19 protein-coding genes are annotated in these 25,164 nt (G+C 35.0%); 6 read left to right on the top strand and 13 right to left on the bottom strand.

Annotated elements, in window-relative coordinates; genetic code table 11:
- The 5 genes from AAEO57_RS13040 to rpsF all read right to left on the bottom strand — a co-directional run.
- A partial coding sequence (locus AAEO57_RS13040) for an Ig-like domain-containing protein (RefSeq protein ID WP_341693290.1) occupies positions 1–8,021 on the bottom strand: 8,021 nt, incomplete at its 3' end.
- A 998-nt stretch (positions 8,022–9,019) separates the two neighbouring features.
- Positions 9,020–9,493 (bottom strand): DUF6495 family protein, encoded by a 474-nt coding sequence (locus AAEO57_RS13035; protein WP_341693288.1) that lies wholly within the window; start codon positions 9,491–9,493, stop codon positions 9,020–9,022.
- Between the two features lie 122 nt (positions 9,494–9,615).
- Positions 9,616–10,056: a 50S ribosomal protein L9 gene (gene rplI / locus AAEO57_RS13030; protein ID WP_341693286.1), complete on the bottom strand. Its 441-nt coding sequence runs from the start codon at positions 10,054–10,056 to the stop codon at positions 9,616–9,618.
- Positions 10,057–10,122: 66 nt separating this feature from the next.
- Complete coding sequence (gene rpsR / locus AAEO57_RS13025; protein WP_007138295.1) at positions 10,123–10,419, bottom strand: 30S ribosomal protein S18; 297 nt, start codon at positions 10,417–10,419, stop codon at positions 10,123–10,125.
- Positions 10,420–10,424: 5 nt separating this feature from the next.
- Positions 10,425–10,766: a 30S ribosomal protein S6 gene (gene rpsF / locus AAEO57_RS13020; RefSeq protein WP_341693285.1), complete on the bottom strand. Its 342-nt coding sequence runs from the start codon at positions 10,764–10,766 to the stop codon at positions 10,425–10,427.
- Between the two features lie 178 nt (positions 10,767–10,944).
- Between rpsF and AAEO57_RS13015 the strand changes: the two genes are divergently transcribed.
- Positions 10,945–11,643, top strand: coding sequence for a LytR/AlgR family response regulator transcription factor (locus AAEO57_RS13015; protein WP_341693284.1), 699 nt, complete (start codon positions 10,945–10,947; stop codon positions 11,641–11,643).
- On the opposite strand, the gene priA is transcribed toward AAEO57_RS13015, so the two are convergent.
- From priA to nadC, 5 genes are all read right to left on the bottom strand, one after another.
- Entirely contained in the window at positions 11,640–14,087 is a 2,448-nt protein-coding gene (priA, locus tag AAEO57_RS13010) for a replication restart helicase PriA (protein ID WP_341693283.1), read from the bottom strand. The genes AAEO57_RS13015 and priA overlap by 4 nt on opposite strands.
- 25 nt (positions 14,088–14,112) lie before the next feature.
- On the bottom strand, positions 14,113–14,868 hold the full coding sequence (gene bla-B1-FLAV, locus AAEO57_RS13005) for a subclass B1 metallo-beta-lactamase (protein ID WP_341693282.1): 756 nt from the start codon (positions 14,866–14,868) through the stop codon (positions 14,113–14,115).
- Between the two features lie 15 nt (positions 14,869–14,883).
- The gene (locus AAEO57_RS13000) at positions 14,884–15,315 is read right to left on the bottom strand and encodes a DUF2147 domain-containing protein (RefSeq protein WP_341693280.1); all 432 of its coding nucleotides are present in this window, start codon (positions 15,313–15,315) and stop codon (positions 14,884–14,886) included.
- A 3-nt stretch (positions 15,316–15,318) separates the two neighbouring features.
- Positions 15,319–16,239, bottom strand: coding sequence for a YihY/virulence factor BrkB family protein (locus AAEO57_RS12995; RefSeq protein ID WP_341693278.1), 921 nt, complete (start codon positions 16,237–16,239; stop codon positions 15,319–15,321).
- A gap of 66 nt (positions 16,240–16,305) precedes the next feature.
- A complete protein-coding gene (nadC, locus tag AAEO57_RS12990) occupies positions 16,306–17,163 on the bottom strand; it encodes a carboxylating nicotinate-nucleotide diphosphorylase (RefSeq protein WP_341693276.1) in 858 nt (285 codons plus the stop codon).
- Between the two features lie 305 nt (positions 17,164–17,468).
- On the opposite strand from nadC, the gene AAEO57_RS12985 reads away from it, so the two are divergent.
- From AAEO57_RS12985 to AAEO57_RS12970, 4 genes are all read left to right on the top strand, one after another.
- Entirely contained in the window at positions 17,469–18,569 is a 1,101-nt protein-coding gene (locus AAEO57_RS12985) for a DNA alkylation repair protein (RefSeq protein ID WP_341693274.1), read from the top strand.
- 125 nt (positions 18,570–18,694) lie between these two features.
- On the top strand, positions 18,695–19,576 hold the full coding sequence (locus AAEO57_RS12980) for a pirin family protein (protein ID WP_341693272.1): 882 nt from the start codon (positions 18,695–18,697) through the stop codon (positions 19,574–19,576).
- Between the two features lie 3 nt (positions 19,577–19,579).
- Complete coding sequence (locus AAEO57_RS12975) at positions 19,580–19,975, top strand: OsmC family protein (RefSeq protein WP_341693270.1); 396 nt, start codon at positions 19,580–19,582, stop codon at positions 19,973–19,975.
- Positions 19,976–19,980: 5 nt separating this feature from the next.
- Positions 19,981–20,265, top strand: coding sequence for a GNAT family N-acetyltransferase (locus AAEO57_RS12970; protein ID WP_341693268.1), 285 nt, complete (start codon positions 19,981–19,983; stop codon positions 20,263–20,265).
- Here AAEO57_RS12970 and AAEO57_RS12965 read toward each other — a convergent pair.
- The 3 genes from AAEO57_RS12965 to AAEO57_RS12955 all read right to left on the bottom strand — a co-directional run bounded on the left by AAEO57_RS12965 (position 20,262) and on the right by AAEO57_RS12955 (position 22,529).
- Positions 20,262–21,209 carry an ABC transporter ATP-binding protein gene (locus tag AAEO57_RS12965; RefSeq protein WP_341693266.1) on the bottom strand — a complete coding sequence of 316 codons (948 nt, stop codon included), beginning with the start codon at positions 21,207–21,209 and terminating at the stop codon, positions 20,262–20,264. The genes AAEO57_RS12970 and AAEO57_RS12965 overlap by 4 nt on opposite strands.
- Before the next feature lie 103 nt (positions 21,210–21,312).
- Complete coding sequence (locus AAEO57_RS12960) at positions 21,313–22,008, bottom strand: YiaD family glycine zipper/OmpA-like lipoprotein (RefSeq protein ID WP_341693264.1); 696 nt, start codon at positions 22,006–22,008, stop codon at positions 21,313–21,315.
- 17 nt (positions 22,009–22,025) lie between these two features.
- Positions 22,026–22,529, bottom strand: a complete 504-nt coding sequence (locus tag AAEO57_RS12955) for a lipocalin family protein (RefSeq protein ID WP_341693262.1) — start codon at positions 22,527–22,529, stop codon at positions 22,026–22,028.
- Between the two features lie 204 nt (positions 22,530–22,733).
- Here AAEO57_RS12955 and htpG point away from each other — a divergent pair, with 204 nt between their 5' ends.
- Positions 22,734–24,617: a molecular chaperone HtpG gene (htpG, locus tag AAEO57_RS12950; RefSeq protein WP_341693260.1), complete on the top strand. Its 1,884-nt coding sequence runs from the start codon at positions 22,734–22,736 to the stop codon at positions 24,615–24,617.
- Positions 24,618–25,164: the final 547 nt, after the last annotated feature.

Genomic DNA, 25,164 nt, shown 5'->3' with positions numbered 1-25,164 from the left:
TCTAAAATAGCTCCAAAATAAGTTCCGTTTACCAAAGCAGTTGTCGGTGCAATCGCAGTTGTGCTTGTCAATGAATTATACCAAACTACGTTGGATTCATTCACCTGAATATTGGCAACCGTTGGCGCATTTACCAAACAGAAATCCTGTGTTGCATCTGCGGTAGTCGGTGTGCCCGGATCGCTGATTGTTACAGCAACCTGTAGTCTAACAGCGCTTTCACAATTAGTTGCTGGGTCTAAAATAGCTCCAAAATAAGTTCCGTTTACCAAAGCAGTTGTCGGTGCAATAGCTGTGGTGCTGGTCAATGAATTATACCAAACCACATTAGCCTGATTTACCTGAATATTGGCAACCGTTGGCGCATTTACCAAACAGAAATCCTGTGTGTTATCTGTGGTAGTTGGTGTGCCCGGATCGTTGATTGTTACAGCAACCTGTAGTCTAACAGCACTTTCGCAATTGGTTGCTGGGTCTAAAATAGCTCCAAAATAAGTTCCGTTTACCAAAGCCGTTGTTGGTGCAATAGCTGTGGTGCTGGTCAATGAATTATACCAAACCACATTAGCCTGATTTACCTGAATATTGGCAACCGTTGGCGCATTTACCAAACAGAAATCCTGTGTGTTATCTGTGGTAGTTGGTGTGCCCGGATCGTTGATTGTTACAGCAACCTGTAGTCTAACAGCGCTTTCACAATTAGTTGCTGGGTCTAAAATAGCTCCAAAATAAGTTCCGTTTGCTAAAGCCGTTGTTGGTGCAATCGCTGTGGTGCTGTTCAATGAATCATACCAAACCACATTCGATTCATTTACCTGAATATTGGCAACCGTTGGCGCATTTACCAAGCAGAAATCCTGTGTCGCATCTGCGGTAGTCGGTGTGCCCGGATCGTTGATTATTACAGCAACCTGCAGTCTAACAGCGCTTTCGCAATTGGTTGCTGGGTCTAAAATAGCTCCAAAATAAGTTCCGTTTGCTAAAGCAGTTGTTGGTGCAATCGCTGTGGTGCTGGTCAATGAATTATACCAAACCACATTGGATTCATTCACCTGAATATTGGCAACCGTTGGCGCATTTACCAAACAGAAATCCTGTGTTGCATCTGCGGTAGTTGGTGTGCCCGGATCATTTATTGTAACGCTCACCTGTAGTCTAACAGCACTTTCGCAATTGGTTGCTGGGTCTAAAATAGCTCCAAAATAAGTTCCGTTGGCTAAAGCAGTTGTCGGTGCAATTGCGGTTGTGCTGGTCAAGGAATCATACCAAACTACATTAGTCTGATCTACCTGAATATTGGCAACCGTTGGCGCATTTACTAAACAGAAATCCTGTGTTACATCTGCGGTAGTCGGTGTGCCCGGATCGCTGATTGTTACAGCAACCTGTAGTCTAACAGCGCTTTCACAATTGGTTGCTGGGTCTAAAATAGCTCCAAAATAAGTTCCGTTTGCTAAAGCTGTTGTCGGTGCAATCGCTGTAGTGCTGGTCAATGAATTATACCAAACCACATTTGCTTCGTTTACCTGAATATTCGCAACTGTCGGCGCATTTACCAAACAAAAATCCTGTGTTGTATCTGTAGTAGTTGGTGTTCCCGGATCATTTATTATAACGCCCACCTGTAGTCTAACAGCACTTTCGCAATTGGTTGCTGGGTCTAAAATAGCTCCAAAATAAGTTCCGTTGGCTAAAGCCGTTGTTGGTGCAATAGCTGTGGTGCTGGTCAATGAATTATACCAAACCACATTAGCCTGATCTACCTGAATATTGGCAACTGTCGGCGCACTTATCAAGCAGAAATCCTGTGTCGCATCTGTTGTAGTTGGAGTTCCCGGATCATTAACATTAACCGTAACCTGTAAACGAACGGAGCTTTCACAACCTGTTAGCGGATCCAAAATCGCTCCGTAATACATTCCGTTTGCTAAAGCCGTTGTTGTTGCAATCGCTGTGGTGCTGGTCAATGAATTATACCAAACCACATTCGATTCATTTACCTGAATATTGGCAACCGTTGGCGCATTTACCAAACAGAAATCCTGTGTATTATCTGTGGTAGTTGGTATAGCCGGATCGTTTATTATCACATTTGCTGTTTGAAGTGTCCCCACTATGTTTTCACAAGTTGTATCACTTGAAACTCCAACATAATACGTAACCGGACTCACAGCACGTGTTAAGCCTGTCACTGTTAAAACTCCTGTAGAACTTATGGCATAGGTTACGCCACTTACGGTTCCATTTGTTATAGGCTGAGTTTTATTCGCATCAAAATACCATGAAAATACAGGAGTTGTTAATGCACTTGTGGGTGTTAAGGTTGCCGGAACATTATGGCAAACTGCTGTATCATCAACTAAAATATCGTTTTGAACTGATGGAGGCAATATTGTAAAAGTAATTTGTTTTCTGTCTGCTGCTGCAGTTTCACAAAACTCATCTGAACTAACTCCTACAAAATAAGTATAAGTCCCGGGAATCAATCCATTTCTAATTAACTGACTTGTTGTTTCTCCTGCAATTAATTGACTTGTTGTTCCGTCAAAATTATACCAATAATAAACCGGATTCGTTAATGACGGAGTTCCGCTTAAACTGGTGTTTAAAGTTATCGTTCCTGTTGGAGAACAAATCGAAGTATCTGTTCCTCCATTAAGGGTTATGTTGGTTAAAGCATTTTCAGGACTTGAAGCTCTGACTTCAACGGTAACTTCTCCTCTTGACAAAGCCTCACAACCATATCTTACTGGTTGCACATAATATTTATAAATCCCGGCTGCTAATGTAGAAGGAACTGTAAAAGTAATTCCATTCGCAACAACAGAACCTCCTGTTGGCAAATCATACCATACATAATTTGAACAGGCATCTGTTGGAATCTGAAGTGTAATATCTGTTCCTGCACAAACCGTAACTTTATTATCAGGATCGCTTCCAATTACTTTCGTATTTGCTACCCGTTCAACTGTGTGAACTCTAAGAAAGTCTAAGACTCCCGCAACACCTCCAAAACGAATTCTTACGCGGTCATATGCTTCAGGAAGAGAAGAAACAAGTACCATTGACATTGTATTTCCAGGCAATACTCTAATACTTAATAGTGTACTATTGCTTTGAATTGGAGCGCCAACAGCAACATTTCCTAAATAACGCTGAATACTAAATCCGGTAAGTAAATTAACATCTAAAAGAGCTCCTGGTTTAGAAACCACAAGTCTTAATGTATCACTTACTATTGACGGGGTTTTAAATGTAACCGTCAAATCTGCTGCAGCCAAAACTCCAGCCCCGCTATACATGGTTGCATAAGTAGAAACGTCATTATCTGCTACATTCCATGCATCGCTAACTCCAACTGTCGAAGTTAAAGCTCCTATTCCTAAGTCTGCCGCTCCATAAAAAACATCCTGAACATCACCCGGAGTACAGGTTACTGTTGAAACTTTTTTCGTATAATAAGCATCAAATACTTTAGTGTTTTGGGCAACACTCAAAAGTGCTCCGGATATTACTCTTATTCCGTCATAATCTTGCGGTCCGGATGAATTTGCAGGAACAAAAGTAACCTCATATGATTTTTCTCCTGGTAATAAATTCAATAGTGAGCCCGAAACAGGCTGCATTGCTCCAATAGGAACTCCATTTTTAGTACCCACCACAGACAATCCTTGTGCAACAGCAACTCCGCTGTATTCTGATCCCAATTTAACAGTAACAGGTGTCCCCTTTACAATATTAGTCGGCCATGTCAAATTCTGCCATGTAGTACCAACTCCCAAAAGACCTAGTCCTGTTACTATTGTTGAATAAGTTTGTGGATTCCCATCAATAGCATTAGTTGGATCAGCTACTCCCCCTGTTACTATTGAACCGAAACTTTGCCCGTTAGCATACACTCTTTCTGTCAATAATTGACAGCTATTAGGATCCACAACATTGATAGTAATTGTTGCTGAAGCGGAACAATTAAGAGCACTTGTCGCAACTACAGTATACGTATAGATTCCAGGAGTATTTAAAACTCCTGTTGTAAATACAGGACCTGTTAAAGCATTTCCCTGAGGATCAAACCATGCTAATGTTCCGCTTGAAGTTGCGTTAAGCAAAACATTAGTTCCCGCATTTACTGATAAGAAAGGTGTGGCAACAACCAAACTTGGTAACGGGTTAACAGAAACTGTTACCGGTAATTTTCCGGATGGACATGTAACACCGTTACCCTGAGCCTGAATTGAGTAAACACCACTTGTATTTATATTCGCTGCAGCAGCTGCAGGTAAAATATTATTTGAAGGATCATAGAAAGTATAAGTTGTATTTCCTGTTGTATCCAAACCTGTAATCGCATTAGCCAAATTTACAGTTCCACAACCTTCCAAAGTCGTACCAATTACTGTTAAAGGTGTAACTGAAGGAGAATTAACTGTCACTTGTTTCAGCGTATTTATATCATTTTCACAAGTTACTGCATTAACAACAGATACATAATAATTATAAGATGGTACAACTGAACTTAGACCATTAATTGTTAATGCCCCTGTTGTTGGATTTTTAGAAAAAGTTACTCCTGGCTGTGCAACAACTGTAGAACCGGTTATAATTTCCTGTGTTTTATTTTGATCTGTATAATATTTGAATTGTGCTCCGACTAAAGCTGATGTTGGAGATAACACGACACTTCCGGCACAAGATGCCTCTAATGGAGTATTAATTGTCACATCTAAAGCTGTTGCAAATGGTGATACTGTCACGGTAACGGGTTGGCGAACACTGTTTACACAAGTTCCGTCACGTGTTGCCTCTACATAGTAAGTTGTTGTTGCTGCTAAAGCCGGTGTTGTATATGTTGCTACAGGAGAAAGTTCTGTTCCTCCACTTGCTGCATCATACCATTTAAATGTTTCTCCAGCTATATTGGATGTAGCTTCTAAACTGATTGTTTGACCACTACAAATTGGGGTTGTAGTATTAGCATCTATTACAGCATCTTTAAATCTATATGAAGCTCCATAAATATCTAAATTTGTTAATAAAGTAACCAATCCTCCTAATCGAATTTCAACTTTATTAAATGTGGCTGTTGCTGTAAAACTAGCTTTAAATCTATCTCCTGATAATAGCTGTAAGCTCAACAAATTATCAGTAAGAAAGCGTCTGTCATTGTTGTAAGTTACACCATTATACGTTGCTAAACTAACTCCGCCTAATAATGAAACATCGGCTAATCCTCCAGGCAATTCTAGTTCGACCTCTATAATATCTCCTGCTTGCCCAGTTGTTGGAAAATTCACGACTTGTTCTACATAGGCTCCAGCTATCCCTGCAACTGTAGAAAGTCTGGTAAATGTACTTGGATTCGTATCGACAGATCCTCCAGGATTGCTGAAACTACACAAAACACATAGTAAACCCGGATCTAAAGTTGTGACTTGTGAATTAGCCTTCAAACAACTGCTTGCTGAATTATTTATCAAAACATTTATTGCCGTTCTCGTACTGCTTGTACAACCTGACGTTATACCTCTCGCTGTAACATAATATGTTTTATTTACCGTTAAAGCGGATGTAGTATAAGTATTGGTTCCTGTTGCCAAAGCAGTTCCATTAGTCGGTACATCGTACCAGTCAAATGTCACATTTGAATCCGGACTTGAGACCTGCAAAGCTACACTCTGTCCTGACTGAATAACGACATTTGATGAGGCAGCAATTGGTGCTGCCGGTAATGGATTAACTATTACAGTAACCTGAGTACGTGTAGCACTCAAACAGCTTCCAATTACAGCTTCAACAAAATAATTTGTATTAGCAGTTAAATTTGGTGTTGCAAAAGAAGTACCGGTAAACACTAAATTTCCTGCAGTAGCTGCATCATACCATCTGTAAACAGTTCCTCCAACAGGCGCCTGAACATTTAATGTAGTAGTCTGGCCACTACAAATTATTGTACCAGCTGCATTGATAGCAGGAGCTACAGGATTGTTAATTGATATTGTTACAGGAAACCGCACACTATTGACACAGCCATTTCTGGTTATTTCTACATAATAAGTAGTTGGAACCGTCAAAGCAGGAGTGGTAAAAGAAGTGGTACTTGCCAAAGAAGTTCCTCCAGAAGCTACATCAAACCAATTAATGGTTTCACCAACTCCAATATTAGCTTCCAGCGTTGTAGTTTGACCACTACAAATAGTTTTATTAGTTAAACCTGTAGGAACTTTATATCTGTAAGTCGCCTGATAAATATCTAAACTAGTCAATACTGCAGCCAGGCCTCCTAATCGAACTTCAACACGATCAAAAGCTGCTCCTGCTTCTACACTCGCTTTAAAACGATTTCCGGATAATAATTGCAATGTCACCAGAGAATTATTAATTAAAACTCTGTCATTATTATAAGATGCTCCATTATAAGTTGCTAAACTAACAGCCGCTAAAAGACTAACGTCTGCTAGTCCGCCTGGTAATTCTAATTCAACATCAACAATATCTCCTGCTCTTCCCGGATTATTGAATTGTAGCGTTTGCTGTATCCATCCGTTTATTAAACCAACAGGAACTGTAAGCCTTGTTGCGGTTGCAGAATTTCCGTCAACAGAATTATTCGGATTTGTTACCCCACACAACAGGCATAACCCGTTTTGATTTGTTTGCTGGCTATTTGCTTCTAAACAACCTCCTAAAGCTGCTGGCTGAACATTAATCACTACCGGAACTCTTGCACTAACACAATTTCCAGTTGCGCTTTGACTTTCAACATAATATGTTTTTGAAGCAGTTAAAACTGGTGTAGTAAATGTTGGTGAATTAATTGCAATTGCAGATCCGCCACTGGCAACATCATACCAATTGAGGGTAACACCTGGTTCAGAAGTAGCAGCATTTAAAGTAGCGTTTTGACCAGACTGAATAGTTACACTTTGGGTTAATACCGTTGGAACTGCAGGTATAGCAGTCGAAATTACATCAACCTGAGTTCTTGCCGGACTCAAGCAGCCTCCTATAACAGCCTCAACATAAAAACTTGTAGTTCCTTGGGAAACTGTTGGTGAATAAGTGTTTCCAGAAGCTAAAGGAACACCATTTGATGGCACGTTATACCATCTGTAAGTCGTTCCCGGAATTGGATTTATTACTGACAATAAAGTTTGCTGTGTTCCTCCCGAAGAACAGATAGAAGTTCCAGAAGCGCTTATTGCCGGTGCCACAGGATTCGAAACATTAATTTGCACAGGAACACGTTCACTGCCCTCACAACCAGCCGCTCTTGTAACCCCTAAATAATATGTAGTATCAGCCGTTAAATTGGGAGTACTATAACTATTTCCTAATGCCAACGGCGTTGTTGATGTAGTCGAACTATACCAGGCAAGCGTTGTTCCAGCTGCAGGAGTAGCTGATAAATTTAAAGAATTTCCGGAACATACAGTTTGGATTAAACCGTTGGCCACTGTAGGTTTTACAAAATCAAGTCTTACATCATACACCCTTAAGTTTACCAATAAACTAACTAGTCCGCCGACCTGTATCCTGATTTGATTTGCATCTCCGGGCAATGTATATTTTATTACAGCTATTTCATTCCCTGGCAATAATTGAAGATTTAATAATCCGCTGTTTAAAGGCACGGGACTATCAACATTTGATCCTGAAAGCTTTGCCTGAATAGTCACATTTGATAAAAGACTAAGATCAAGCAAACCGCTTCCTGTCCCAAAATAAATTACAATCTGATCTCCGGCTTTTGCAGTTTGATTATAAGTTAATGTTTCTTGCGCAAAACAAGCTAAACCAAGTACATTGCTTATCGAAGCAAAAGAAGTCATGCTTGTATCAAACGCATCATCGGGGTCTGTTACACTCATCCCTGTACACAAAAGACCACCAATACTATTAGTCTGGAAAATCGGCCTACATACATTTTGAGCAAAAGAATTTGAAAATAAAAGCAAAAAAAACAATGCTCTTAATAATCCCTTCTGGAAGCTGAGATTAAGAATTTGTAATTTTTTTTTCATAATTTGGAAGTTTTGGAAATGGACAATAGAAACCCTTTTGCACTAAGACATAGTCTTATACAATTTAAAAAAAATCAAAAATCAGTCAGTTCAAAACCAAGCCATATCCTAATAATTGGGCTTAATTTTAATCTTAGAAATTGTAATGCTACTAAAGATCTTTTTTTATTGATCAAATAAAAAAAGTCCTGAAATTTGAGGAAGAAAGACCATAATCCAACTTCCAAAGAGTAATTATTTGTTTGATTAATTCAGATAAGAAATTCCCTTAATAAGTAGGTTATGCTTTTTAAAAGAAGTTTAGGCTTTTCTAAAAAACAATTTTTAAAATTGAATTTGAAAAATTAGAAAATACTACTCTTAAGAAACAGAGAATATCTATTTTAAATTAACAAGACAATTGTTTGGGGTGAGGAATTAAAAATAAGTTACAGACGTAATATTTAAGGTTATAAACAAATTTTAACATTCTGAACTTAATAAGATATAAGTCCGTTAAAACTAAAAAAAATGTAATACTGAATGCAAACCCGACAAAAGTAAATATTAAGTCCATAAGCAACCGTTTTTATAAAATTTGTATTAAATCAAACTTTGAATTTTTTTTTGTTTAATCTTAATATTCTAAAATTAGAAAAAAATAATTTATAAAACAAACAAAAAAAATGTATTTGTTTATAATTTCAAAAAACTGAATCTCAAAAAATCATACAAACATTATAAAACACACAAACCATAAAGTGTTTGAAAAACTATTAAAAACATAAAAAAAACTATGCTTTTTTATAATTTTAATTTAAAAATAAAAATAAACCTACAAAGTAAACTAAAAAAATATGCCTGTTTTTAAATTAAAGAAAAATAAAAATCATTGGTTTTTGAGCAAAAAAATTAAAATTAGAACATAAAAAAACCCGTAAAAATACGGGTGGCAATCTCATCAAATAATTAAACAAAAGTTAATAAAAACAAAACACTAAACCTTGTTATCTTATGAATTATGCTTCTATAATAGAATTTATTTGTTTAAATAGCTGTCCATCGCTCAAAAAAGCACCTTGCTGAATCAATTCAAAAATAGAATAGTTACGATCTTCAGTAAAAACCTTCTTACCGGTTTTCATCTCAATTGTATCAGTAAACATATTATCACTTAACCACTGCAAACCTTCTTTAGTCAAAAAATCTGTTTCAGGAACCAATGATTTCAATACAATAGACTGTACGTGAGTATCAAAACACTGAAATAAAAAGATATGGTTTTTAGAAAAATGCTCTAAAAATTCTGCTCTTGACAAAACACCTTCCCAAATCAAATCAGAGAAAACATCTAATTCCTGCTCTGCCACTTCTGGTTTATTTATTTTAAGAGAATCCCATTCAGCTTTATCAATTGCCTGAGTTGCTAAAAAACTGGCAAATTCAGCATGTAGCTCATCAAATTGCTCCTTTGTTAATCTTGCGTATTTCATTTATACTGTTTTATTCCTTTAATTAAACCATAGCAGAAATATTCATCTGCTGCCTTTATTATATGTTTGTAAACAAAAAAATCCCGATTCACATCGGGATTTTTATAAAGTAATTACAATTATTACTTTTCAGCAATAATTTCGTATGGTAAATCAACAACAACATCTCTGTGTAAACGGATGCTTGCAGAATATTTTCCTGTACGTTTTACGATACCGCTTGAGATAAATTTTCTATCAATAGCGTTACCTGATTTTTCTAAAGCTTCTGCAATATCAATGTTTGTGATAGAACCAAAAAGTTTCTCTCCACCAGCTTTTGCAGTAAGTTTAATTTCAAGAGCTTTCAAAGTTTCAGCTAATGCCTTAGCATCAGCAATAACTTTAGCTTCTTTGTGCGCTCTTTGTTTTAGGTTTTCAGCTAAAACTTTTTTAGCAGAAGGAGTTGCCAAAACAGCAAAACCCTGAGGAATTAAAAAGTTACGACCATAACCAGGTTTTACAGATACTACATCATCTTTAAATCCTAAGTTTTGCACGTCTTGTTTTAAAATAAGTTCCATGTTGTTGTCCTTATATTTTAGAAGTTAGGTTCTGCCTGAACAGAAACCAGCGACTAGAGTTTTTAATTATTTTAATAAATCGGCCACGTATGGCATTAAAGCTAAGTGACGAGCTCTTTTTACAGCTACAGACACTTTTCTTTGGTATTTCAAAGAAGTTCCTGTTAAACGACGAGGAAGAATTTTTCCTTGCTCATTAACGAATTTCAATAAGAAATCAGCATCTTTATAATCGATATATTTGATACCTGATTTTTTGAAACGACAATACTTTTTAGTTTTGTTAGTTTCTATATTCAAAGGCGTAAGATATCTGATATCCCCGTCTTTTTTTCCTGAAGCAGATTGTTGTAATGTTGCCATGATAATTAAGCTTTTTGAGATTTAAGTTTAGCTCTTCTTCTTTCAGCCCAAGAAATTGCATGCTTATCAAGACTTACAGTCAGGAAACGCATAACTCTTTCGTCACGTCTAAATTCAGTTTCAAAAGCAATAAGAACTTCTCCCGGAACTTTAAATTCAAACAAATGGTAAAAACCACTTTTTTTGTTTTGGATTTCGTAAGCCATTTTTTTCAAGCCCCAATCCTCTTTCGATACCATTTCAGCTCCTCTGTTAGTAAGAAATTCTTCAAATTTCGTTACTGTTTCCTTCACCTGAACTTCAGATAAAACGGGATTTAAAATGAAAACAGTTTCATAATGATTCATAAATACAGTATTTAATTTATTAAAATTGGGTGCAAAAGTAAGTATTATTTCTGAAAAAACAATACTTTTTTTCTTTTATTCGTTGAAAAGCAAAAAATAGACGTTCTCTATAGTTTTTTTTCCAAAAAAGTAATACATTTACTTATGCTATCCTGAATTTATTTAAATTTAAACTCTTATGAAACTAAACTGTGTTGTTGTAGATGATAGTTCTATACAGAGGGCAATTATTGCAAAATTAGTTAACAATCATCCCGGATTGCACTTAGTAGGTGACTTCTCAAATGCAATCGAAGCGAAAAGCTGTATCTCTCTGAATAATATAGATTTAATTTTTTTAGATATTGAAATGCCCGTTATAAACGGATTTGATTTTCTTGACGGTTTAAAATCAAAACCGCAAATTATTTTTATTACTTCTAAAGCTGAATATGCTTTAAAAGCCTTTGATTATGACGCTACCGACTACCTCCAAAAACCTATAGCTGTTGACCGTTTTAATGCCTCAGCAAAAAGGGCGATTGACATGCACATTCTTAAAAAAGAAGTAAAAGAAGAAGAAGGTGAACATATTTTTATCAAAAGTAACCTAAAAAAGCTTAAAATTTTCACAGCTAAAATCAAATGGATCGAAGCTTTTGGAGATTATGTCAGAGTGGTTACAGAAGACGACAGTAATTTAGTACTTTCAACTATGAAATCTTTTGAAAACGATTTATCAAAAGAAAAATTTATCCGTGTACATAAATCATATATTATTAACATTGATAAAGTGGAACGCTTTAACAGCAAATTTGCCGAAATCGGTATTACCAAAATTCCGCTCAGCCGCAACAAAAAAGAAGATCTGGTAAGAGCATTATCAACATCGTCTTAATAAAAATCGACATTTACCGTTAACTTTATAGCTCTGTACTGAGCAACCGTTTCAAAACTATTCAGCATTTTCTGGATAGTTTTTTTTGTGCTTCCTAATGGCATATTTTGCGGAATTTTAATCAAAATTGCCCTGATATATTCATTTCGGATTCTGTTGATTGCAGGTTCTTCGGGACCCAAAACCGGCAGATTTAAATTCTGACTTAAAACCTTATACATCCACATCGCCCCTTCCTTCAGCTTATCATAATCGCGATGTTTCAATGTGAGCTTTATAATCCTAAAATATGGCGGGTATTTATAAATCTGCCTGTCATACAACTGCTCTTTATACATACCTGCATAATTATGATTGGTAACCTGTTGAATTGTATTGTGATTTGGATTATAAGTCTGAATCACAGCTTTCCCCTGTTTTTCAGACCTTCCTGCTCTTCCTGCAACTTGTGTCATCATTTGAAAACTGCGCTCGAAGGCTCTAAAATCAGGATGATGTAACATATTATCAGCATTCATAATTCCAACCAGACTGACATTCTCAAAATCCAGACCTTTGGCCAACATTTGAGTTCCTACCAAAATATCTATTTCACGGTTTTTGAAATTATCTATAATTTTTTCAAAACCAAATTTACCCCGGGTGGTATCCTGATCCATTCTGGCTGTTTTTGCTTTTGGAAAAAGCGTTGCCAACTCCTGCTCTATTTGTTCTGTCCCAAAACCTTTTGTAGTCATATCAATACTCGAACAGTTGTGACAATTAGTCGGTTTTGCGATAGAATACCCACAATAATGACATCTCAGCTGATTCTTGTGTTTATGATACGTCAAACTCACATCGCATTGTTGACAATGAGGCACATGACCACATCGCAAACATTCCATAACAGGAGAATATCCTCTTCTGTTTTGAAACAAAATAACCTGCTCACCTAAAGATAAAGCTTCTGCAATTTCTTCAATCAGAAGGTCACTAAAATGCCCTTTCATTCTTTTCCTGAAATGTTTATCTTTCAAATCAACCAAAATCACTTCGGGCAAGCGAACATTTTTATAACGTTCAGCAAGAGTTACCAATCCGTATTTAGCATTTTGTGTATTAAAGTAGGTCTCTATACTTGGAGTAGCCGAACCTAATAACACTTTCGCTTTATGAAAACCCGCCAATACAATTGCTGCATCTCTTGCATGAAATCTTGGCGCAGGATCTGTCTGTTTAAAAATCTGCTCATGTTCTTCGTCAACAATTAATAACCCTAAATCATTAAAAGGTAAAAACAAAGACGATCTTGCCCCAATTACAATTTGTGCTTTTGGTGAATTTTCAAGCGTTTGTTTCCATACTTCGACTCTTTCATTATTACTGTATTTCGAATGAAAAACAGCTACCTTATCTCCAAAATGAAGACGCAGCCGTGAAACTAATTGCGTGGTAAGTGCAATTTCAGGAAGGAGATACAATACCTGCTTTCCGGTATGCAAATATTCTTCAATTAGCTTAATATAAATTTCAGTTTTCCCGCTAGAAGTTACTCCGTGAAGCAAACAAACTTCCTTTTGTGTAAAACTGTCTTTGATTTCTTTAAAAGCACTTTCCTGTGCTTCACTCAGCTTCAGTTCGTTTTCTGATTTTTCTCCTTTAAATGAAACGCGATCCTGCTGCAAAAAATATTCTTCAAAGATTTCTTTTTCAATTAAAGTCTTTACTACACTTGATGTAACATTAGAAACTTCGATGAGTTTTTTTACTGTAATTGGCTTTTTTTCTGAAGCATTCAGCTGAAAATAAACCAAAACAATTTCTTTTTGTTTTGCACTTTTCAAAACTTCTAACAATTCTCTCAAACCATTATCAGAATCATATTTGGAATGCAGCCTTACATATCGAACCAGCTTTGGTTTGTAGGTCTCTTTTATTTCTTCTTCCAGAAAAATAATATCCTTTGCTATTAATTTTTGAAGAATCGGAAGTATATTTTTTCTGTTTAAAATAGAAGCTATTTCCTGTACTTTCAACGAACTTTGATGCTGTAACGCTTCAAAAATCAAAAATTCATCATCTGAAAGTTCACTGTCATTTATTGTAACATCGGGTTTATGCGAAATAATAGTCTCGCTTTCCAGTAACAATCCGCTTGGAAATGCGCCTCGATAAACATCTCCGATACCGCACATATAATAGTCTGCAATCCAAAGCCAGTGTTTAATCTGTATTTCTGTCGCAATAGGCTTTTCATCTAAAATCTGATGAATTTCTTTAGCCTCATATAATGTTGGAGCATTTTGATGAACATCCAAAACAAGAGCTGTGTATATTTTACTTTTTCCAAAAGGCACCGCCACCCGCATTCCCTTTTTTATGAAATGGTATTCGGCTTCAGAAATTCGATAAGTAAATGTCTTAGCTAAAGAAAGCGGTAAAATAACTTCAATGAAATGCATGGAAAATTTTTATAAGCCAATAAAATTATTTTGGACCAGATTGAGAGTCTTTTTTCGAAATATTATAATCGTGAACAAGTTTGAGTGTGTAATTTAATGATTGGGCGTTACCCCAGTCATCATGACCCGGAATGATATATTTCGGATTTTTAAATTTCGACTGAACCTTTTTGATTGACCCTTCCCATTCTTTAACATCTGCATCGCCCAAATAACCTAAGTCTTTTGCTTCGGTACTTTTTATAAAACAGCCTCCGTAAAGCACTTTTTCTTTATCAAACCAGACTACGACATTATCCGGAGCGTGTCCTTTGCCAGGATAATAAACTTCAAACTTATGTGTTCCAACAGTAAATATCGTATCATTCGGAATTATAAATTCGGCTCTTTCTTTGTTGTCCTTTTTCAGTATTTCATCAGTAGCTTTAATAGTATACGTTTTGATCCCTTTTTTTTTGTAGAAATCAAAACCACCTGCGCGATCATCATGCGAATGAGTTCCCAAAACCATTATAACATTTTTATTATGCTTTACTTTTATACTATCTAATAATGGCTGAAACTGCTTTTTGTCCCAAGGCGAATCAAACATTATTACACCTTTATCTGTAACCAGATACATAGCATTTGCAGAAACTTTTACACCTTTATAATCGTTAAAAGTCCTGTAAACATAAAAGTCACCTGTAAGATGACTTATTTGTAATGGTGAATTCTTAGATTGCCCATAAATACCTGAAACAATGAATAGAAACAGAATTACCGAAACTAATTTCCGCATATTTTCTTTACAAAATTAATTCTTTACTCTCGTCCAGTATTGAGTTCTTCCCACAAGTGAAATACCAACATAACCACGTAATTTTAATTTATCTGCAGACTCTAATGTAATATAGCATTTATATTTTTTTCCGTTCGTCGGATCTAAAATCGTTCCTCCGTTATACTCATCTCCATCTTTTTTCAGGCCATTCATAATAACCATTCCTAAAATTGGTTTGTTTTTTTCTGCACCTTCACATTTTTTACATACATCTTTTTTATGATCTGCACGAAGAATATCAACAACTTTAGCATAAATTTTTCCGGATTTTTCATAAACCTCCACTATTGATTTTACCTCTCCGGTTTCATCGTCAATTGTTTTCCATTTCCCAACCACTCCCTGAGCCTGAACAGAGCTTAATATTAGAAAAAAAACACCAATAGTTAACATCCAATTTTTCATAATCTATTTATTTTTTTGTCTTAATTTCCTGATGGTTGCATTTAGTTCAAACCCTAAAAGCAGAATCATACAGTTTATCCAAATGTAAAACATTAGAATTAATAAAGTCCCAATAGAACCATAAAGTTCGTTATATTTTGAAAATTTTATAACCCAAATCCCAAAAAAGAACGAAGATATAACAATTAGAATGGTGGTAAAAACAGACCCTATACTGATAAAAGGCACTTTATTATATTGTTTAGTACCATAACGCAGTAATATTGAAGATGTTATTAAAATCATCAACACAACAAAGATATAACGTCCCAAAATAATCAGCGGAATCCGGTCACTAAGCACATCCTGAATAATGGTTTTTTGAATAAATACCTCAAAAACTACAATTGTTGCCACAGTTACAAACAATATAACAGTCATTACAAGCGAAATTGCCAAAGCCACCAAATACTGATGCAAAAAACCACGCTTATCAAATACATGTTTTGAAGATTCAAAACCACTCAAAATGCCGTTAATACCATTCGCCATCAAAAAAATAGAAAGAAAAAATCCTGATGATAGTAATCCCGAATGGCTGTTATTCAAAATATCACTAATAATTTTACTGATTGCATCGTATGTATTTGGAGGAACTCCCTGCTGGACAAATTGCAGAAAATCATCCTGAAAATTATCTATAGGAATAAACGGAATTAAGTTTAAGATAAACAGCGCAAAAGGAAACAAAGCCATAAAAAAACTGAAAGAAACTGCGCTTGCATGATATGAAAATGCTCCATCGATAATTCCGATAGTATACATTTCCAGCAGATCATACAATGAAAAACCTTCCAGCCAGGGTAATTTTATTCTCTTTAAAAGCCGGACTAAAGAACGCACTACAGGCAGTTTATCAATTCGTTCTTCTATCTCTTGCGACATAATTTCTTATATTTTTGACCTTCAAGATCGTTAGAGTTTTATATTTCAAATTAATAATCAATTAACTTAAAAAGCTTTCAAACTTAGATCCATATTGTGAACAGAATGCGTTAAAGCTCCTGATGAAATATAATTTACGCCACAAAGTCCATATTCACGAATCGTTTTTTCACTGATATTCCCGGAAGATTCTGTCTGGCATTTTTTACCAATTAATGCGACAGCAGTTTTTGTATCTTCATAATTAAAATTATCAATCAAAATTCTATGAATGCCGTCACTTAGTAAAATTTCCCTGATTTCGTCCAAATTACGAGCTTCAACAATGATTTTTAAATCAAGGTTGTTTTCTTTGAGATACTCTTTGGTTTTTTTTATTGCATGTGTAATTCCACCTGCAAAATCAATATGATTGTCTTTTAACATAATCATATCATACAAGGCATAACGATGGTTTTCGCCCCCTCCTATCTTAACTGCCCATTTTTCTGCGACCCTGAAATTTGGGGTTGTTTTGCGTGTATCTAATATTTTAGCGCCAGTTCCTTCCAAAAGTTTCATCAACTGACTGGTTTTTGTAGCAATCGCAGACATACGCTGCATAGTGTTCAAAACCACTCTTTCGGCTTTTAAAATAGCTTGTGAACTTCCCGAAACCTCAAATACGACTTCACCATATTCTACGTGAGTTCCGTCTTCAATAAACGTTTTTACCTTCAATTTCGGATCAACATGTTCAAATATCATTTTAGCAAGTTCAACCCCCGCAATTATCCCCTGATCTTTTACCAATAATTTGGCCTGACCCTGCGCAATATCCGGAATACAGGCAAGCGAACTGTAATCACCTGTACCAACATCTTCTCTGATGGCATTACTTATCAAAAGTTGTAATTCTTTCTGAAACTGAGCTTCGCTTATCATTTTTCTTTTTTTAATAATATGCTAAATTAGGACATATTTTATGGATTTGAAAGTTTCAATAACATGAAAAGTTATACAAAACATTAAAAATTTCCTATTCAACCATTAAGAGATTAAGAAAAATTAAGCTCTGTTTCATAATTTACCTTCCTGCTTTTAGTTGAGTAGCAACCATTAAAATACTTCTTTTTGAACTAACTGTGAAACCAATAAAAATTAAGCATAAAATCTTAATAAACTTAATCTCTTAATGGTAGAAAAATAGAAGAACATTAAATATCTTTGAGATCAATCAAGCAAAATTTATGGGATTAATTAAAGATATTTACTCGGTTTCCTTTTACGAAAATTTTAGTCAGGTTGTCTCCGAAGTGCTTCCTTCGTTCAATAAACAAAAATTCATTGAAGCAATTTACGAAGGCGATTTTACCCAAAAAGAATGGAAAGACCGAATGAAACATACTACGATTGCTCTGCATCAGTTTATGCCTCAAAATTTCCCAGAAGCTGTTGCTGTAATTGATAAAATCATTAAAAACCTAAAGAGCAAGAGCTTTACAGATGGTAATCTTGCCTTTATTTTCTTTGCTGATTATATCGAAATCTACGGTTTAGACGATTTTAAAACTTCTGTAAAAGCTTTTGTTTTCATTACGCAATTCATAAGCTGTGAGTTTGCCGTTCGTCCTTTCATTTTAAAATATAAAGAAAAAATGATTGACGAAATGATAAAATGGTCTCTGCACGAAAACCATCATGTCCGAAGATTAGCAAGCGAAGGCTCAAGACCAAGATTACCATGGGCAATGGCAATTCCGTTCCTAAAAAAAGATCCGTCTTCTATTCTTCCAATTTTAGAAAATCTAAAAAATGATTCTTCTGAATATGTCCGAAGAAGTGTTGCCAATAATTTGAATGATATTGCTAAAGATAATCCTCAAATCGTACTTGAAATCGCTTCAAGATGGAAAGGTCATACCAAAGAAACAGATGGAATCATCAAACACGGTTGTCGCACTTTATTAAAACAAGGACATCCTGAAATTCTGAGCCATTATGGTCTGGAAAGCACAAATATCGAGCTCTCGTCTTTCGAAATCAAAACACCGACTGTAAAAATTGGAGAGTATCTTCAGTTTCATTTTTACCTAAATAATAAAAACAAAGAACCAAAAACAATTCGTTTAGAATATGCTGTTCATTATAAAAAAGCAAAAGGGCATTTAGCAAAAAAAGTTTTTAAGATTAGTGAAAAGATTTATCATCCGAACCAATTAACTAAAATTGAAAGAAACCAGTCTTTTAAAATCATTACAACCCGTGTTTTTCATACCGGAATTCATCAATTGTCAATTATAATTAATGGAACTGAAAGTGAGGTTTTAGAATTTGAGTTAACGAATTAAATCATTAATTCTATATATTTTATTCCTTATTTTTATATCACTAAAAAAACAAAACAACTTCTTAATCTAAATTAAGTTACAGAATCGTACTGGAACTGTAATTTTGTTTTCAAATAAAATCAACCATGTCAAATATCAGTTTAATTATCGAAGAACGTGCTGCCAATATTGGCAATTTTATGGTAGGGAGATTATTGCCTTTCCGTGAAAAAAGAGCCGTTGGTCCATTTGTATTTATTGACCACATGGGACCGGCGCATTTAAATCAATACGAAAATATGGATGTTCCTCCCCATCCGCATATTGGACTTTCAACACTTACTTTTTTGTTTGAAGGAAGCATTATGCATCGTGACAGTTTAGGCACAGAATTAGAAATAAAACCCGGAGCAGTAAACTGGATGACGGCAGGAAAAGGAATCGTTCACTCCGAAAGAACTCCAGAATACTTAAGACATTCTGATAAAATGCTTCACGGTTTGCAAATTTGGGTAGCATTACCAAAAGAATTGGAGCAAATGGATCCGAATTTCACACACGTTGAAGCACAGGATATTCCGTCTTGGGAAGAAAATGGGGTTTCATATAAACTAATTGCTGGCGAAGCTTTCGGAAAAAAATCACCAGTTCCTGTTTATAGTCCGCTATATTTTATAGAAATCAAAAGCAAAGAAGCTCAAAAAATCAATATTGGAAAAGATTTATTTGGAGAAAGCGGTTTGTATATTCTCGAGGGAAGCATCAAAAATGGTGAACATGTTTACGAACCGAAACAAATTTTAATCACAAACGACAGTACGCTTTGTGAATTTGAAATTGCAGCTAATTCAACTGTATATATTTTTGGGGGACAACCTTTCCCGGAAGAACATTTTATCTTTTGGAATTTTGTTTCATCAGATAAAAATCTTATCGAAAAAGCCAAACAAGACTGGACATCACAGACCTTTCCTAAAGTTCCGGGCGAAACCGAATTTGTTCCTTTACCAACACCACAAATAAAATAACTTATGCAAACTATCTCAGCAAAAATAGACACCCGTTTGTATCGAACGGAAATAACATCTGCTACCGGAAATATTGTAATCGCCGACGAACCTCAGGAAGTTGGAGGAAAAAATTTAGGTTTTAGTCCGTCTGAACTTTTGGCTTCTGCCTTAGCTTCCTGTACTTTAATTACTTTACGAATGTATATCAATAGAAAACAATGGAATGTTTCTGAAATTGACATCAAAGTAGATTTTGAAAAAGACAGCGAACAAAATGTATCTTCATTTACACGAAAAATTGAACTAACGGGAGAGATTGACGAAAGCCAAAGGCAAAAATTGCATTTAATTGCTGAAAAATGCCCTATTCATAAAACGCTTACCAACACTATTAAAATACAAACAACTATAATTTAATTATCATGGAAATCAAACAAATAAACGATATTAAAAGAGGCTATTTTGAAGCTATCGAAGACGACAAACAAGCAGGAAAAATGACTTATACCTGGGCTGGAGATTCAAAATTTATAATTGACCATACAGAAGTTAACGAAGAGTTTAATGGAAAAGGTGTTGGCAAAAAACTGGTTATGGCTGCCGTAGAGTATGCCAGAAATAATGGTCTAAAAATTATTCCGCTTTGTCCTTTTGCAAAAAGCATTTTTGACAAAACAGAAGAAATCCATGATGTCTTGTTTCGTTAAGAATTAAGGCCTAAGAAAATTGTTATTTCCAGAGGCAGATCAAATTCGTTCTCAAAAAATATCAATTGCCTTTTATAAACGGTTTCTATTAAATAGTGATTTCCTCTAAAATAGGTTTTTCTGACTTTAACTTCCAAATCAGAATGTTCAACCATAATTAACTGATGAGGATAAACTAATGATTTTTCAGTTTCATCTTCGGAAAGTCGCAACAAATGAGTTGGAATCTCATTAACTTCTCCAAAAAGAGACGCCACATATTTCGAAGATGGATTTGTATAAATTTCTGTTGGATTTCCTTTGGTAATAATTTCACCATTACGCATCACTATGGCTTCATTTGCAAATGATAACGCATCTGTACTGTCGTGGGTCGCAATGATACAGGTAATTTTTTTCTGTTTTAAGTATCTGAATAAATTTCGACGTAAAGCATTTTTTCGAAAAGCATCAATTTGGCTAAATGGCTCATCAAGCAAAATAACCTCAGGCTCTAATGCTAAAACACGAACTAATGCCACTCTTTGTTGTTGTCCCCCACTTAAAAATTTTGCTTTTACATTCGAAAACTGATCCATTTCTACCATTTCTAAAAGTTCCTGAACACGAAGCTTTTTCATGTTTGCAAAACCATTCGAAAGAAACTTTCCAACGTTTTCAGCAACAGTTTCATAAGGTGACAAATCGAAGTCCTGCGCCAGATATTTCATGTAAGGCATTCCGGGAATTAAATTATATTTTGGTCCTAAAACTGGCTTTTCATCATAAAAAATTTTGCCCTCATCCAAATCATATAAACCATATATCAACTTAAGAAGAGTACTTTTTCCACAACCACTTTCTCCAATAATGGCAATATTTTCTCCTTTATTAATTGTAAAAGAAATGTTTTTTATAACTGGTTTTTCAGTATACGAAAATGAAATATTTTGAATGTCAAGCATGTGTTCTAATTGAGAGTTCAAATTTACAATGTTTAATTTCGAAAGGCAAAAAAAAGCTGCTTCAATTAAGAAACAGCTTTTAATAAATTTTATTGCAATTTAATTATTTTCCAGCTTGCGCTTTAGCGTCATTTACCATTTTTTCATTTGCAGTAATTGCAAACTCAACACGACGGTTTTGAGCCCTTCCCTCCGGAGTGTCATTTGTTGCAATTGGATCTGCAATACCTAAACCTGAAGTTTTGAAACGACTGGATTTCAACCCTTTTGAAACCAGATAAGCCTGAACAGAAGCTGCTCTCTGACCCGAAAGTGTTAAGTTATATTCCGGCTTACCTGTATTGTCAGTATAACCAAAAATTTCAATATTAGTATCTCCATAATCATTAAATACAGGAACTAACTTGTCTAAGTTTGCTTTCGCCTGAGAAGTTAAAGTTGATTTATTCGTATCAAAACGAACAGCATTTTCATTCAATGTCAAGTGAATTCCTTCACCAACTCTTTCTACATCTGCACCTGGAAGAGCCTGATCAATTTCACGGGCCTGTTTATCCATCTTGTTTCCAATAAGTGCTCCAGTTCCACCACCTACTGCTGCACCAATTGCAGCACCTAAAGCCGCATTACCGCCTTTTCCTAAATTATTACCTAAAATACCTCCAATAACACCTCCTGCAACCGCACCAATCCCTGCACCTTTTTGTGTATTATTTGCATTTTTAACTGAATCGCAACTTGCAAAAAAACTAACTAATACAAGTAAACTGCTCAATCCTAAAACTGTTATCTTTTTCATCTTTATTTTTTTTAATATTAATTAGCTCTCTGAAACTGGTAAGTTACATCTTTAGTTTGACCACCAACATTGATGTTATCGATCAGCTGAAATGAATTATCAGTTAAACCGGCAACTTTTAGCAAATATCCAGATTTAACATTTTTTGATTTCACGCCCGGATCAACAATTTTAAGAACAAAGAGTCCCTGATCATTAATACTCCAGACAATTGGAGAAGTAAATGCAGTACAATTTGGCGCATTCAGTGTCATTGAACCTTTATTATTGTTTGAAATAAAGTTCCACGTACTGCCAATGAAGCATTTAGAATCTGCAAGGTCAAAAGAATTTACTTTAATGTAATCAGAACCCGGATAAGATACATTGGTAAGTATCCAGTTTCCTTTTAAAGCTACCTGCGTAGGTCTGTCAAGTTTTGTTGAAAGTTGTGTTGCTTCGTTTGAAGCAGTTGTAGACGAAGCTGATTTACACGCAAATAAGGCTGCGGATATCATGCAAATGAAAACAATTTTCTTCATTTTTGTACATTTATTTAGGTTAATACTTACACGTTTAACGATTATTCTATAACAAAGATACAACTCACATAAATATATACTGTTCCAAAATCAGATTATTTTCTTTCAAAATTAACACATACGACATTTTGTCATTCCAAAAAGAATTGGTATCTAATTTGAATAAGTGAAAATCATCTTATTAAACTAAAAAAATTAAAAAATATGACAACAGGTAAAATTAATGTTTCAGTAGAAAACATCTTTCCCTTAATCAAAAAATTCTTATACAGTGATCACGAGATTTTCCTACGTGAATTAGTTTCAAACGGAACCGATGCTACTTTAAAATTAAAACACCTTATCAGTATTGGAGAAGCAAAAGTAGAATATGGTAATCCGATTATCGAAGTTAAAGTGGATAAAGAGGGTAAAAAAATCCACATTATCGACCAGGGTCTGGGAATGACCGCTGATGAAGTTGAAAAATATATCAATCAGGTAGCTTTCTCAGGTGCTGAAGAATTTTTAGACAAATACAAAGATTCTGCAAAAGATTCTGGAATTATCGGACATTTTGGTCTTGGTTTCTATTCTGCTTTTATGGTATCTGAAAAAGTTGAAATCATTACAAAATCATACAAAGATGAGCCAGCGGCACACTGGACATGTGACGGAAGTCCTGAGTTTACATTAGAACCAGCTGACAAAACTTCACGCGGTACAGAAATCATTCTTCATGTAGCTGAAGATTCTCTTGAGTTTTTAGAAGATTCCAAAATCAGTGGATTATTGAATAAGTATAATAAATTTATGCCTATTCCAATTAAATTCGGAACCAGAACAGAAACACTTCCAAAACCTGAAGATGCTCCCGAAAATTACGTTAATGAGACAGTTGAAACAGACAACATTATCAACAATCCAAATCCTGCATGGACAAAACAACCATCTGAATTATCTGAAGAAGATTACAAAAGCTTTTACAGAGAATTATATCCAATGCAGTTTGAGGAGCCTTTATTCAATATTCATTTAAATGTAGATTATCCGTTTAACTTAACTGGTATTTTGTATTTCCCAAAATTGGGTACAGACATGCAAATCCAGAAAGATAAAATTCAACTATACCAAAATCAGGTTTACGTTACAGATAACGTAGAAGGAATTGTACCTGAATTTCTGACAATGTTAAAAGGTGTAATTGATTCTCCGGATATTCCATTAAACGTTTCTCGTTCTGGTTTACAGGCAGACGGTGCCGTTAAAAAAATCTCAAACTACATCACTCGTAAAGTAGCCGATAAATTAAAAGCGCTATTTAACGAAAACCGTGCTGATTTTGAATCAAAATGGAACGATATTAAAATCGTTTTAGAATATGGAATGCTTTCTGAAGACAAATTCTACGAAAAAGCAGGTGCATTTGTTTTGTACCCAACTGTAGATGACAAATATTTTACTTTAGAAGAATTAAAAGAAAAACTAAAAGAAAACCAAACTGATAAGGATGGTAAACTTGTAGTTCTTTATGCTGGGAACAAAGATGAGCAGCACTCTTACATTCAGGCAGCGAAAGATAAAAACTACGAAGTATTGCTTTTAGATTCTCCAATTATCTCGCATTTAATACAGAAAATCGAAAACGATAATAAAGATGTAACTTTTGTACGTGTTGACTCCGACCATATCGACAATTTAATCAAAAAAGACGAAAACACCATTTCAAAATTATCTGATGATGAAAAAGCAACTTTAAAAACATCATTAGAAGCATATATCCCAAAAGCATACACTGTTCAGTTAGAAGCTATGGATTCTCAAGCTGCTCCATTTATTATCACACAGCCAGAATTTATGCGTAGAATGAAAGAAATGAGCCAAACCGGAGGTGGTGGAATGTTCGGAATGGGAAATATGCCGGAAATGTATAATTTGGTAGTAAATACTAATTCTGATTTGGCATCAAACATTTTAAATACCGAAGACAAAACACATCAGGAACACTTAGTTAAACAAGCTTTAGATTTAGCTAAGCTATCTCAAAACCTATTAAAAGGAGAAGCTCTGACTGCGTTTGTAAAAAGAAGTTTCGAAATGATTAAATAATTATAAAGCTTATAAGAAGCTACAAAAGCTGTCCCTCGGGGCAGTTTTTTTTATCTCTAAAGCCAAATTAGTAAAATCGGATACAAAAGATTTTATTTCAAAATCAAACCTCTTCTTTTTAAAAAATTTCCATTTATAATGAGTACCCATTATAAAAAGGGGCTTCCAACCTATATGTTTATATGCCCCTTTTTATAATGCTGTCGGGCTATCCAGGCTACTTCGGTAGCTTCTTCCTATCCCTCTCCCGCTGCGGTTTTCATAACAGGGTTTTGCTGGATACAGTTTTTAAGCAAGTAATTCCATTAAGCAAAAAAAAACTCCAATCAGCCATAGCCAATTGGAGCTTTCAGTACTCAGAGCGGGACTTGAAGGATCAAGAACAAAACCTGGGGAACAATAATTAAATATTCTGATATTTGTAAAAAAAAAGCATAGAATTGGATTCGTATATAGAGCTATTGAAATTAATCCTACCTGAATTTTTGATTGAAAATTTCAATCTAACATCTTTTAAAAACTCAGAAGAAAATCTGCATTTGTATTT

The organism is Flavobacterium calami (assembly GCF_038290035.1).
Classification (GTDB): Bacteria; Bacteroidota; Bacteroidia; order Flavobacteriales; family Flavobacteriaceae; genus Flavobacterium; species Flavobacterium calami.
Note: the sequence above shows the minus strand (reverse complement) of the source record. Positions and strands in the feature narration are given on the sequence as shown.